The 13,627-nt window shown below is 66.4% G+C and carries 5 protein-coding genes; 2 read left to right on the plus strand and 3 right to left on the minus strand.

Annotated elements, in window-relative coordinates; translation table 11 throughout:
- The first annotated feature begins 380 nt into the window (after nucleotides 1–380).
- Nucleotides 381–11,165 (plus strand): non-ribosomal peptide synthetase, encoded by a 10,785-nt coding sequence (locus QM841_RS21020; RefSeq protein WP_283333433.1) that lies wholly within the window; start codon nucleotides 381–383, stop codon nucleotides 11,163–11,165.
- 5 nt (nucleotides 11,166–11,170) lie between these two features.
- Here the strand turns inward: QM841_RS21020 and QM841_RS21025 are convergent, their stop codons facing one another.
- Together QM841_RS21025 and QM841_RS21030 are read right to left on the minus strand one after the other, a co-directional pair.
- A complete protein-coding gene (locus tag QM841_RS21025; RefSeq protein ID WP_283333434.1) occupies nucleotides 11,171–11,485 on the minus strand; it encodes a hypothetical protein in 315 nt (104 codons plus the stop codon).
- Nucleotides 11,486–11,533: 48 nt separating this feature from the next.
- Nucleotides 11,534–11,692, minus strand: coding sequence for a hypothetical protein (locus QM841_RS21030; RefSeq protein WP_280780789.1), 159 nt, complete (start codon nucleotides 11,690–11,692; stop codon nucleotides 11,534–11,536).
- A gap of 167 nt (nucleotides 11,693–11,859) precedes the next feature.
- Between QM841_RS21030 and QM841_RS21035 the strand changes: the two genes are divergently transcribed.
- Complete coding sequence (locus tag QM841_RS21035) at nucleotides 11,860–12,303, plus strand: SPW repeat protein (RefSeq protein ID WP_011597573.1); 444 nt, start codon at nucleotides 11,860–11,862, stop codon at nucleotides 12,301–12,303.
- A gap of 80 nt (nucleotides 12,304–12,383) precedes the next feature.
- Here QM841_RS21035 and QM841_RS21040 read toward each other — a convergent pair whose 3' ends face one another.
- On the minus strand, nucleotides 12,384–13,574 hold the full coding sequence (locus QM841_RS21040; RefSeq protein WP_280780791.1) for a TerC family protein: 1,191 nt from the start codon (nucleotides 13,572–13,574) through the stop codon (nucleotides 12,384–12,386).
- Nucleotides 13,575–13,627 lie beyond the last annotated feature (53 nt).

Below are 13,627 nucleotides of genomic sequence, written 5' to 3' on the forward strand. Positions count from 1 at the left end.
CTGGTCGCGTAGCTGAACTGCCAGTCGCGGGAGGAATGCGCAGGACTACTGCCGGTCGTGTCATGATGAGGGTTTCCGCTGCCGCACTCCCGTTTTCTGCGAAGTTCGTGGACTTGCGCCAACCTGTCGTATCCTCCAGTGTCCGTGTCTGTTCCGGTTGTCAAAGAGTAAGGGTAAGCGTCGTCATGTTCCTGTTCGGTGGTGGCACGGGTACCCGCCGCACGAGCGCTGCGCACGAGCTGGGACTGCGAGTAGGGTCACCGTAACGATTTCCTCTGCAACACCCATACGTATACGGCCCGCTTTCGGGCTGTTCGTCAAAGTTGTAGATCGGGGGACAGATAGTGGGCTCGGGGTTCCCGCGCAAGACTGCAGGTGACGTGGATTCACGTGCATTCCCGCTCTCGCATGCCCAAAAGGGACTGTGGTTCGCGCAGCAGTTGGAACCGAACGTCCCCATTCTCGTCGCGCAGTACGTCGAGCTGCGTGGGCCTGTGGACGTCGGAGCGTTGAAGTGGGCGTCCGAGCAGGGCTCGTTCGACATCGAGTCTCCCGGGGTTCGGATCGTCGACTACGTGGGTGAGCCGTACCAGTTGGCGGACGAGACGATCGACGACGAACTCGCCTACGTCGACCTGCGGTCCCGTGAAGATCCCGTGGCGGACGCGCACCGATGGATGGACGAGCGGCGACGCCGCCCCATGTCGGTGTACCGGGACCGGCTGATTTCGGCGACACTGCTGCACGTCGGCCGTGACCACTACTTCCTCACCACCTTCGCGCACCACCTGATCCTCGACGGCTACGGCGCCATGGTGCTGATGAACCGGGTCGCCGAGCTCTACACGCACGCGGTCGAGCGCACGGAAGCTCCTGCGTCGAAGGCCCTGCCGCTTCGCGAACTGTACGAGGCCGAGGACGCGTACCCGCGGTCCCGCCGTTTCGAGATCGACCGAGAGTATTGGGCCGAACGAACGGCGAACCTGCCCGAGCCCTCCCGTTTGACCGACCGGGAGAGCGCCCCGTCGGCTGTGTCGTTGCTCGCCAGCAAGGTGATGGATCCCGGCGTCGTCGACGAGCTGGAAGCACTCGCTCGAGAGTGGAATTCGTTCGAGGTACCGATCGTGGTCGCGGCGTTCGCCGCATTTCTCGCGCGGATGACGGGCAATTCGGATGTCGTGCTGAGTCTCCCGGTGTCTGCTCGCACCACCGCGGGCGCGCGCCGTTCGGGCGGCAGTGTGGCCAACATCGTTCCGCTCCGGATCGCGGTGGATGCGCACGGGACTACCCACGACCTGGTGCGCCGTGTCCAGCTGGAACTGACCGGTGCGCTGCGACATCAACGTTTCCGGTACGAAGACATCCTCCACGACATGCGGTCGACCTCCCGCGTCGGCCGCGGCTTCGGGCCGATGGTCAACATCATGATGTTCCACACCGAGACGTGGTGGGGTGAGGTACTCGGTGAATTGAACGTTCTCACCGCCGGCCCGGTCGACGACCTTGCGGTGGCGATCTATCCGGGTGCCGCCGGCCAGAACGTGCGCGTGGACTTCGAGGGCAACCCGGCGGTGTACGAACGAGACGAACTTGCGGGACACCACGAGAGATTTCTGGAGTATCTGGGCGGATTCGTCGGCGCGGATGCCGAGGCGGCGGTCGGCAGCCTGCCTTTGCTCACCGACGACGAACTCGAGGCGCTCGTGCCTCTCACCGGCCCTCCCTCGGTGTCGTCGCTCACCCTTCCGGACATGTTCGACCTGACAGTGGATTCCGACACGGTTGCCGTTCGCTGTGGCGATGTCGAGATGACCTACCGCGCTCTGCACGAGCGATCGAATCGGCTCGCGCGCAGACTGCTCGCGCAGGGTGTGGGCGTCGGCAACCGCGTTGCGTTGATGCTGCCCCGTTCGATCGAACAGGTGGTCGCGGTGTGGGCCGTCGCGCGTTGCGGTGCGGCGTTCGTTCCGGTGGACCCGGACTATCCGGCCGAACGCATCGCGCACATGATCGACGAATCAGGCGTCACCATCGCTGTCGCAACGGAACCGGAGGTGGTGCCTCCCGGTGTCGAGTGGGTGGATGTGGCCGATGCGCCGGGGAACGGCGCACCTGTCGCCGATGCTGAACTGGCACACCCGATCAGGCTGGACAACGCGGCGTATGTCATCTACACGTCCGGCTCGGTCGGGGCGCCTCGCGGTATCACCATGCCCCATCGGGGACTTGCGAATCACGCCGCCGCATTGCGTCGTCTCTACGCAGCAGATTCCCGCTCGCGAGTGCTGATGTGCGCGTCGCCCTCGTACGACGCCTCGATTCACGAGTTGCTGGTCGCGGTCACGGCGGGCGCGACGCTGGTGATCGCGCCGCCGCCGGTGCGCGGAGGGAAAGCGCTCGCCGAGCTGCTGCAGCGGGAGCGGATCACCCACTGGACCACCACACCGGCCGTCCCAGCGCAGATGGATCCGGCTGGATTGACCGATCTCGAGGTACTCGCCGTCGCGGGCGAGGTCTGCCCGCCGGAACTGGTGGCGCGGTGGGGTGTGGGGCGCACCGTGCTGAACCTGTACGGTCCGACGGAAGTGACCGTGTGGGCCACGGCCACCGACGCACTCGTCCCCGGTTCCCGCACCACGATCGGGCGACCGATCGAAGGTGTGTCCGCAGTGGTGTTGGACCGTTTCCTGCAGCCCGTGCCGGCCGGAGTGGTGGGCGAGTTGTACCTGTCCGGTCCGGGAGTGGGCCGCGGATACCTGGAGCGGCCGGGTGCGAGCGCGACTCGTTTCGTCGCCAATCCGTTCGCGACCGATCTGCGACGCATGTACCGGACGGGCGATCTCGTCCGGTGGTCGAAGGACCACGAGTTGGAATTCGTGGACCGGGCCGACGATCAGGTGAAGATCCACGGATTCCGGGTCGAACTGGGCGAGATCACCGCAATCCTCGGTCGGCATCCGGGGGTCGACACGGCCATCGCCGTGGCACACGACCGGAACGGTGAGTTGGTGGTGGATGGTTACGTTCACGGCACCGGCCTGGATCCGGACGACGTTCTCGCCGGCGTGGCGGAGCGGCTGCCGGCGTACATGGTGCCCTCGACGGTCACAGTTCTCGATGCGGTGCCGCTCACCCCCAGCGGCAAGGTCGATCGATCCGCGTTGCCGATTCCCGCGCCGTATGAACGCGAATTGCGCTACTGGACACGGCAGCTCAGGGGTCTGCCGAGTTCCCTGCCGTTGCCGGTGGACCACGAAGTCTCGGTGAACTCCGGGGCTCTCCCCGGTGTGGTTCCGTTCGCCGTGGATCCCGCCCTGTGCCGGGATGTGCACCACCTGGCGGCCCGGCACGAGGTCTCGCTCTTCACGGTCGTGCACGCGGCCGTGGCCGTGTTGTCGTCCGTCGTGAGCGGTGAGGACGACCTCGCCATCGGAGCGGTCCTGCCGGACTGCGCCGACGGACGGGACGGTCACGATTCCGAGCCTCTGGTGCTGCGAAGCAGACTGGATCCACGTCTGACGTTCGAGGAGTTCCTGGTCGAAACCCACCGCGCCGAGCAGGCCGCACGCGCGCACGGTGCGGTCCCGTTCGCGCAGGTGGTCGATGCTGTCGGGCACGAGCTTTCGCCGGATCGTCACCCGCTCTTCCAGGTGATGCTGTCGGTGGAAGCGGAGCCGGTGCGGGAGTTCGACGGCCTGGATCTGGTGGTATCGCTGCGCGGTCGGGTCGACGGCCACGGCGACCGGATCGAGGGGGTATTGCGTTACGCAGCATCTCGTTTCGAGCAACAGACCGTGGAGCAATGGACGCGGCGGCTGCACCGGCTCTTCGTGGTGGTCGCCGACAACCCCGGCGTTGCGCTGAGCTCGATCGACCTGCTGACGCCGAACGAGCGGGCCGAAGCCATCGGCGGAACGGGGGATTCAACGCACCGGGACGTGTCGTTGCCCGAGGTCTTTCTGCAACGAGTTGCCGACCGCCCGGACGCCGCAGCCGTCAGCTGCGGTGGGGAGGTGCTCTCCTATGCCGAGATCGACCGTCGCTCCGACCGGCTGGCGCGGACACTCAGAGCGTCCGGAATCGGAGATTCGAGCATTGTCGCTGTCGGACTGTCGAACTGGATCGACAAGGTCGTTGCGCACATCGCCGTGCTGCGGGCGGGCGCAACCTGCCTGCCCCTGAGTCCGGACCATCCCACCGAACGCATCCGGTACACGCTGGCCGACGTGGTGCCGACACTGCTGCTCATCGGTCGTGCCGATGCCGGAGCGATCCCGCACGGCGGGTATCCGACAGTGCTGCTCGACGAGGTCGAGCTGAACAACGATGACGACCGCGACGTCACCGCGTCGGAGTCGGAACCGATACACCCCGACCGCGTGGCCTATGTGCTCTGCCCCGTGGGCTCGGAACCGGTCGCGGTGACCCACGCGAATGTGCTGGCATGGTCGGGCAACGACTGCGACGCCGTGGTGGCGGACATCTGGGATCCACTCGTCGATGGCGGGACGGTGGGGCACGATCGACGGGACCGCGAGCCTGCGCAACCCGCCGAACTGGATGCCGGGTCCCGCATCTACGTGCTGGACCGGGCGTTGCGGCCCGTCCCGCCCGGCACGGTCGGGGAACTGTATGTGGGAGGGCAGCGGGTTGCCCGAGGATTCCACCGTCGGCCCGGGGGTACTGCTGAACGGTTCGTGGCCGACCCGTTCGTGCCCGTGGGTACGGAGGGAGCCGGGGGAGTACGGATGTACCGAACCGGGGACCGAGGGCGGTATCTCGACGGGCGACTGGAGCGGCTGCCGGGGACATCCGGAGACAGCAGCCTCGCCCGGTGGCAGCGGGCGTTGCGCGGCGTCGGGTCGTCGTCGCCGGTGCCGACCGACCGGGTAGTCGGGGGAGCCATCTCCCCGTCGGACTGCGTGCACGAGTTCGCGATCGGCTCCGATCGCCACGAGGCAGCCCTGCGGTTGGCGCGCGAGCAGAGCGTGACGCTGTTCACGGTGTTGCGGGCGACTCTCGCAATCCTGCTCGCACGCATCGGTGTTCACCGCGACATCGTCATCGGCGGCAATGCGGGGCTGACACGAGATCGCGCCCACATGGTGGCGCTGCGGGCCAGCGTCACCCCGGACATGTCGTTCCTCGAGGTCCTCGAGCAGGTCCGCAGCTTCGATGTTGCGGCTTTCCAGGACGCGGACGTGCCGATCGAGGCCCTGGCCGACCTGCTCGGTGGCGAGCGACCGCAGGTGTCGCTGGCGCTCGCGCCGACGTCGGAGAACCACACAACTCCGACGCCGTTCGATCTGGCCTTCACGTACTCGGAGCGCTGGTCGGATCACGACCCGGTCGGAGTGGGCGGTGTCGTCACCTACACGCCGTCGCTGTTCGACGCCGCGACCGTTCGATCGCTGGCCGAGTTGTTCGTGGACGTGCTGGCCGTCGTCACCGACCGCCCCGAGATCGACGTGGGCAGCATCGGCCTCGCCGCCGGCGCAGTCCTCGACGGCGGCGAACCTTCCGAACCGAGAACCCTTTCCGAGATTCTGACCGGCACTGCCCGCAACTTCCCGACTGCGCCGGCGCTCTCCGACGGTGCCGTGACCCTCACCTACCGTGAGCTCGACGCGCGATCCGATTCGTTGGCGCGGGTCCTGATCGACGCGGGTGCGGGGCCGGGCCGCGTGATCGCGCTCGCCCTGCCGCGGTCGGTGGATTTCATGATTGCCTTGTGGGCCATCACCAAGACCGGTGCTGCCTTCCTCCCGGTGGATCCGACACATCCGGCGGAGCGTCTGGAGAGGGTGCTGACCGAGGCCGACGTGTGTGTCGGCGTCGGGGAGATGTCGGTGGGCGGTTCGCGGATCGCGTGGCTGCCGGTCACCGCGGGCGAATATCTGGAAGATGTGGCTCCGGTGCATGTTCCGGTGCATCCGGACGAGGTGGCGTACGTCATCTACACGTCGGGCTCCACCGGTACGCCCAAGGGGGTGATGGTGCCCCACCGCGGTGTGTCCTCGCTGACCGAGGAAGCGGTGCGTCGGTACCGGGTCACGTCGGACTCGCGGGTGCTCCACGCCTACAACCCCACCTTCGACGCCGCGCTCCTCGAGGCGCTGCTCGCGTTCGGTTCGGGTGCCTGCCTGGTGGTCGCCCCCGCCGAGGTATATGCGGGACCGGATCTGCACCGAGTGCTCGTGGAACACCGGGTGAGCCATTATCTGTCGACGCCGGCAGTGCTGGCGTCTCTGAGCACGGACGGGCTCGAGCACATCGACGTCGTTGCGGTCGGCGGAGAGGCTCTGCATCCCGATCTTGCCGCGGCATGGAGCGACGGCCGGCGGATGCTCAATGCGTACGGGCCGACGGAGTCGACCGTTGTCGCCACCCTCGCCGCGGTCGAGCGCCATGTGACCATCGGTGGACCGATTACCGGCACCACCGGTCGGGTGCTCGACGACCGCTTGCGCCCGGTTCCCGTCGGTGCGATCGGCGAGCTGTATCTGTCCGGTTCCGGACTGGCGCGCGGCTACGTCGGTGATCCTGGGCGGACCGCGGTGCGATTCGTTGCGGGCGCGGGTGGTACTCGCATGTACCGGACCGGCGACCTGGTGCATCGCCGCGCCGACGACAATCTGCAGTTCATCGCGCGAGTGGACCGGCAGGTGAAGATTCGTGGCGTCCGCATCGAACCGGGGGAGGTCGACGCGGTGATCACCCGGGTCGCCGATGTCGACGGTGCGATCACGGTGGCCCGGCCCAACGCGGCCGGTGCCGACGCGTTGGTGTCGTATGTCGTGCCCCGCGGGTCCTTCGACGTCGAGTTGTTGCGCAAGAGGCTCGAAGACGTGTTGCCGTCGTACCTGGTGCCTGCCGCAGTCGTGGTGCTCGACGCATTTCCTCTCAACCCCTCGGGCAAGATCGATGTGAAGGCGTTGCCGGCGCCGGTACTCGAGTCGAGGGTCTTCCGGGCACCCGTGTCGCCGGTGCAGGAGGCCGTTGTCGCCGTCTTCGCCGAGGTGCTCGCGGTGGAACAGGTCGGGCTCGACGACGAATTCTTCGCACTGGGCGGCAACTCGCTGATCGCGACGCAGGCGGCCGCCCGATTGGGTGAGGCGCTGAATGCGCACGTGCCGGTCCGGATGCTGTTCGAGGCGTCGACGGTGGAAGCGCTTGCCGAGCAGGTGTCTTCGGTGCTGGGTACGGGTAACCGCCCGGTCCTGTCGAGGCAGCCTCGACCGGAACGCATTCCCTTGTCGCCGGCGCAGCAGCGGATGTGGTTCCTGAGCCGCTTCGACCCGGCATCCCCGGCCTACAACATGCCCTTGGCCGTGCGGTTGACCGGAGCGCTGAACGTGCCCGCACTGCAGCAGGCGGTGCACGACGTGCTGGAACGGCACGAATCTCTCCGGACGGTGTTCCCGGAACACGAGGGCGAGCCGGTGCAGATCGTGATGCCCGCAGAAACTGTGGAGTTGGATCTGTCCCCGACAATCGTCGCCGATGACGCTGTCGACGCCCACGTACTCTCGGTCGTCGCACGAGGATTCGACGTCTCGGCAACGGTTCCGATCCGTGGGCGACTGCTGCGGGTGAGCGACAACGAACTGATCCTGGTCGTGGTGGTGCACCACATCAGCGCGGACGGCTTCTCCATGGCGCCGCTGGCGCGGGATGTGGCGGCTGCGTACCTGGCGCGGTCGCGGGGCGAACGTCCCGGGTGGACACCGCTCGAGGTTCAGTACGTCGATTTCGCTTTGTGGCAGCGGGAGGTGCTGGGCGACGAAGGCGACCCGGAATCGCTGGCGGCGACGCAGATCGACTACTGGACGCGCAGACTCGCGGGAATTCCCGAGTTCCTCGAGCTACCGACCGACCGCCCCCGGCCCGCGACGCGCACCAACCGGGGTGCCGTCGTCCCCGTGACCATCGGTGCCGACACGCATCGACGTCTCGGTGATATTGCACAACAACACAATACGACCCTGTTCATGGTGGTGCACGCCGCTCTGGCGGTGTTGCTGGCGCGCCTGACGGGAACCTCGGACATCGTGATCGGCACTCCGGTCGCGGGCCGTGGTGAACGGGTGCTCGACGACGTGGTCGGCATGTTCGTCAACACGCTGGTACTGCGTACCGAGGTGGATCCCGGCGCCTCCCTCCTCGACGTTCTGGACGAGGCGCGCGAGACCGATCTCGGGGCGCTGGCCCACGCGGAGGTGCCGTTCGAGCGGCTGGTCGAGATTCTGAATCCGGCTCGTTCGCAATCGTATTCGTCGCTGTTCCAGGTCATGCTCGCATTTCAGAACCAGGCCGCGGCGGCGCTGGAACTGCCGGGACTGACCATCGCGCCGCTCGATATCGATGCGCAGGTCACCAAGTTCGATCTCGACTTCTCGCTCTCGGACAGCTACGACGCGAACGGTGACCCGGCCGGTGTCTCCGGGACGCTCACGTACTCCACCGAGTTGTTCGACGCTGAGACGGCGGATCGGTTCGCCAGCGGTTTGGTGCGCGTCGCGGAGGCTTTCGCAACGCAATCGGGAGGTCGGGTCTGCGAGCTGTCCCTGCTGACGGACGACGAGACGGCCTGGATGCTGGACACGTGGAATTCGACGGACGTGGAGTTGCGTGCAGCGACGCTGGTCGATCTTCTCGATGCCCAGGTGGCCCGCGTCCCAGGTGCTGTTGCCGTGGTTTTCGAGGGTGATGCGTTGACCTACGGCGAGCTGGGCTTACGCGTCAACCGCCTGGCGAGGCTGCTCGTCGAGCGTGGAGTGGGCCCCGACTCCCTCGTGGCGCTTGCATTCGAGCGCTCGCCGGACATGATCGTCGGAATGTGCGCCGTCCTCCGGGCCGGCGGTGGCTACGTGCCTCTCGACCCGGACCACCCGGCGGAGCGTATCGAGGACGTGCTGAGCTCCGCAGCAACGGATCTGGTGTTGACCACGTCGTGGACGCGCGTGTCCTTGCCTGCCGGTATCGCACGCGTCGACATCGACACCGTCGATCTGTCCGGGTTCGGTTCGCACCCGATCTGCGATGCCGACCGGGTGCGTCCGCTGCGGCCGCAGAACACCGCCTACGTTCTCTTCACGTCGGGATCGACGGGACGCCCCAAGGGCGTGGCCGTCAGCCACGCGGCAATCGTGAATCAGTTGCGCTGGCTCGCCGAGGAGTACGCGGTCACCGCCGACGACCGCGGAGTGCTCAAGGCTCCGTACACGTTCGATGTCTCGGTGTGGGAGATCTTCCTGCCCCTGATCGTGGGTGCCCAACTGGTGGTGACGCGGCCCGGCGGGCATCGCGACCTCGGTTATCTGGCGGCGGTCATCCGCGAGCACCGGATCACGATGATGCATTTCGTGCCGTCGGTCCTGGCCGCGTTCCTCGCGATCGGTGAGGGGGAGGTCCTGTCCTCGCTACGGCACCTCCATGTGGGCGGCGAGGAGGTGTCGTCCGAGCTCGCGGAGGACGTGATCGCTCTCCGTCCGGGCGCATTCCACAATACGTATGGTCCCACCGAGGCGGCGATCACCACGACAACCTTCAGGCTGGGCGAATCCGTGGATGCGCGAGTGCCGATCGGTGCGCCGGTGTGGAACACCCGGGCGTACGTGCTGGACGCACGGCTGAATCCGGTTCCGGTGGGTGTGGCCGGCGAGCTCTATCTCGGCGGCGACCAACTGGCCCGCGGCTATGTGGGACGCAGCGAGCTCACCGCGGAACGATTCGTAGCCGACCCCTTCGGCCGGGGAGGGGAACGCCTCTACCGCACGGGCGATCTCGTGAAGTGGATCCGAACTGGTCAGCTGGTGTACCTGGGCCGAACGGACCTCCAGGTCAAGTTGCGTGGCCTGCGAATCGAACTCCGGGAGACCGAGTCGGTGCTGGAGGCGGCGGCGGGGGTGTCCCAGGCCGCGGTGGCGCTGGTCTCGGACGAGCGCGGCGGTGACCACCTCGTCGGTTACGTCGTGGCCGAACAGGGCCGGCGGATCGATACCGACGCATTGGTGGCGTCTGCCCGAGAACGGCTACCCGCGTACATGGTTCCGTCGCAGATCATGGTTCTGGACGAGCTGCCCCTGGCGTCGGCAGGGAAGCTCGACAGGCGTGCGCTTCCGAAGCCGCGGTTCGAACCCCGGGCGTTCCGCGCCCCGGTCACGGACACCGAGGTCGCGGTGGCCACCGCCTTCGCGGAGCTGCTGGGTATCGAGACGGTCGGCGCGGACGACAATTTCTTCGAGCTGGGCGGTAACTCTCTGCTGGCGGTCCGCGTGGTGAGTGCGCTCGAGGCGTCCACCGGTGTTGCGGTTCCGCTGCAGACTGTGATGACGGATCCGACCCCGAGTTCGATAGCGGCACGGTTGAGTTCGGCCGATCGGCACCGTGATGGGGCGCTCGATGTGCTCTTCCCCATCCGGTCGGCAGGGGAGGGGCGGCCGCTGTTCTGCATCCACCCGATTGTGGGTCTCGCCTGGTGCTACACGGGTCTGACGTCCAGGATCGATCCCGAACGGCCGATCTACGGCCTTCAGTCGCCGGCGATCACAGGTGAGGACTCTTTGCCGGCGTCGATCGACGATCTCGCGGCGAGGTATGTGGAGGAGATCCGCAAGATCCAACCCCGCGGGCCCTATGAACTCCTGGGTTGGTCGCTCGGCGGAGTCCTCGCGCATGCAGTCGCGGTGCAACTCCAGGCTGCGGGTGACGAGGTGGCGACGGTCGTGATGCTCGACAGTTACGCGCAGCAGCCGGACCCGAGGGACACGGAGATGCCGTTGAGCGCGGGCGACCTGCTGGCGGGAATCGGCGTCGAGGCGGACGTGCCTGCGGCCGTTGCGGACATGACACCCGACTCGGCGGTGGACCTACTGGCGGCGACGGGCGGCCCCACGGCCGTTCTCAGCCGCGACCAACTCCACAGGCTGATCGAGAGCGCCGCGCACAACTGCGCGCTGCTCGAGCGCCACACCCCGGGCGTCTTTCGAGGTGACGTCGCGTTCTTCACTGCCGGCCGGGACGATCCGACGGGATCCGCGGCGGCAGCGAGTTGGGAGCCCTACGTGACGGGCGCTGTCCGGAACCGCCTCGTCGACAGTGCGCATTGGCACATGACGTCACCTGGGGTGTTGAGGGTGGTCGGGTCGGCCCTGAGCGGCTGAGCCGGTCAGTACCGGGTCCGGAACGGCGTTCGGCGGCGTCGCCCGGTCCGTCGAGCCGACGGTGGTCGGTCCCCGGTGGTCGAGAACGTCCAGACGGCGATGGCGACGGCCGCAACGGACAGCAGATCGGACACCGTGAGGCCGTGCGTGGCGTCGAACTCCCACAGCACTTGACCCTCGAGCGGGCCGTTGCCGAATATCCACAGCACGGCGGCAGCGACGGTGGCTGCGGCGGCCGCGCGGGAGGGTCGTGCAAGGCACAGGGTGGTCGCCGCAAACAACAGGTTCATGAACACGAGTGGATAGAAGGGCAGCGCCATCCCGTCATTCTTCCAAGCTGCAGCGGGAACGCACCCGGTGGGGCGCGGTCATGCGACCGTTCGGTCGGGAGGGTCGTTCTTACTCGTCGCGTCCTCTTTGGCGGGCAGTTCGTGCAGGTCTTTCTGCCGTATCGCTTTCCCGATGAGGATCGCGAGCGGCACCGACAGCGCTATCCACACCAACGCGACCCAGGCAATCCACCACACAATTCGAGTATGCCCGCCCCTGGACGCTTGCCCAAGGGCGCCGCGGTCCGTGGGGACTGGTCGGTAGCACAAACTCGCAAAAATTACCTGGTTATCGCTGGTTTGCCCTGCCAAGTTCGGGGCACCCCCTTCGGTAGGGATTGGTTCTCTTTTCAAGGAGGTGGGTGATGACGACACCAGGTATGTCGATCGAGAGACACCCTGATATCGCCGAGTTGCGGGCTCGCTACGACCGAGTCTCGGAACAGCCGATGACGCAGGTCACCGAGGGCCTGATGTTCATGGCGGGCCTCTACATGGCGGCGTCGCCGTGGATTGTCGGGTTCGCGAGCCAGTCGGGCCTGGCGATGTGCAACCTGTTGTCGGGTGTTGCGGTTGCACTGCTCGCCGTCGGTTTCACGTCGGCCTACTCACGCACGCACGGCATGGCGTTCGTCGCGCCGCTGCTGGGTCTGTGGATGATCGTCAGCCCGTGGCTGGTCGTCGGAGTAACCACCACGGCGGGAATGATCTGGTCGAACGTGATCTGCGGCATCGTCGTCTGTCTGCTGGGCCTCGGTATCACTGCCATGGGCATGGCGGACGGCGGAATGCGGATGAGGAGGAGGTAGTCGCGGCGCGTGCCTTCATGGGGATGGGGCACGAGTCACAAAAGCGCCCGCCGACTCGGTGGGCGCTTCTGTGAGTTCACCTAACTTTGTTTGAGGAACGCGTCGTGCTCCTGGTGGGAGCGTTTGATGAGGTCCATGAGTGCGGTTTCTTCGCGGACCATCTTCTTGAACTTCGGGTCGAGCTTCTTGAGCTGTTCCTCCTCATTGAGCAACTTGTCATACATGCGTTCGCGCTCTGCCAGGTCGGCGGTGTAGTCGAGGTCGAGGTAGTTGATCGCGTGCCGCCGGGCACCGGCGATCGCGGACTGCGCCCTGCCCTTCTTGCTGGTGAGCGACGCGATCACGGTGATGACGAGGATGCCGATGATGACGGCCAGCGACGCGAAGGTGCTGATCTCGAAGACGTTCACCGGTTCGCCGTCGTTGACGAACGGCAGGTTGTTCTCGTGCAGCGCGTGCAGGATCAGCTTGACCCCGATGAACGCGAGGATCGCGGACAGTCCGTACGACAGGTAGATCAGGCGGTCGAGGAGACCGTCGAGCAGGAAGTACAGCTGCCGCAGACCCATCAGCGAGAACACGGTGGCCGTGAAGACGACGAAGACATTCTGGGTGAGGCCGAAGATCGCGGGAATGGAGTCGAGCGCGAACAGGATGTCGGTGCCGCCGATGGCAACCATCACCAGCAGCATCGGCGTCATCGCCCGCTTGCCGTTCTCGACGGTGAAGAGTTTGTCGCCGTCGTAGTGCTCGGTGGTGTGCATGAACTTCTTCGCGATCCGGATGATGAAGTTGTCGGCCGAGTGCGAATCCTCGGTCTCGGGTCGCAGCATGTTGCCGGCGGTGATCAGCAGGATCAGGCCGAAGAAGTAGAACACCCACGCGAACGAATTGATCAGCGCGGCGCCGAGGAAGATGAACGCGGTCCGGGCGAAAATCGAGAACACGATGCCGAACAGCAGGACCTTCTGCTGGTCTTCGCGCGGCACCCGGAAGCTGGACATGATGATGAGGAAGACGAAGAGGTTGTCGACGGACAGCGCCTTCTCCGTGACGTAGCCGGCGAAATACTCCGAACCCATGTCGACGCCGCCGAAGATCAGGACCGCGACGCCGAAGAGCAGCGCGAGGCCGACGTAGATCGACGACCAGATCGCCGCTTCCTTCAGCGTCGGGATGTGCGCGTGGCGGACGTGGAAGAAGTAGTCGAACGCGAGCAGCGCGACGATCACGATGATCGTCACAATCCAGGCGAACGGGGTCACATGCATCGTCTCTGCCTTTCAGCTGAAGCGAACGCGCCTGTTCGTCAGCGTAGTCGCGC

The sequence above is a fragment of the Rhodococcus sp. IEGM 1307 genome (genome assembly GCF_030056915.1).
Taxonomy (GTDB): Bacteria; Actinomycetota; Actinomycetes; order Mycobacteriales; family Mycobacteriaceae; genus Rhodococcus_F; species Rhodococcus_F opacus_D.

Bases quoted from the DNA above. Each gene is read 5' to 3' on its own strand.
- QM841_RS21025 (WP_283333434.1), bottom strand. From the start codon at position 11,485: ATGGCGCTGCCCTTCTATCCACTCGTGTTCATGAACCTGTTGTTTGCG.
- QM841_RS21035 (WP_011597573.1), top strand. From the start codon at position 11,860: ATGACGACACCAGGTATGTCGATCGAGAGACACCCTGATATCGCCGAG.
- QM841_RS21040 (WP_280780791.1), bottom strand. From the start codon at position 13,574: ATGCATGTGACCCCGTTCGCCTGGATTGTGACGATCATCGTGATCGTC.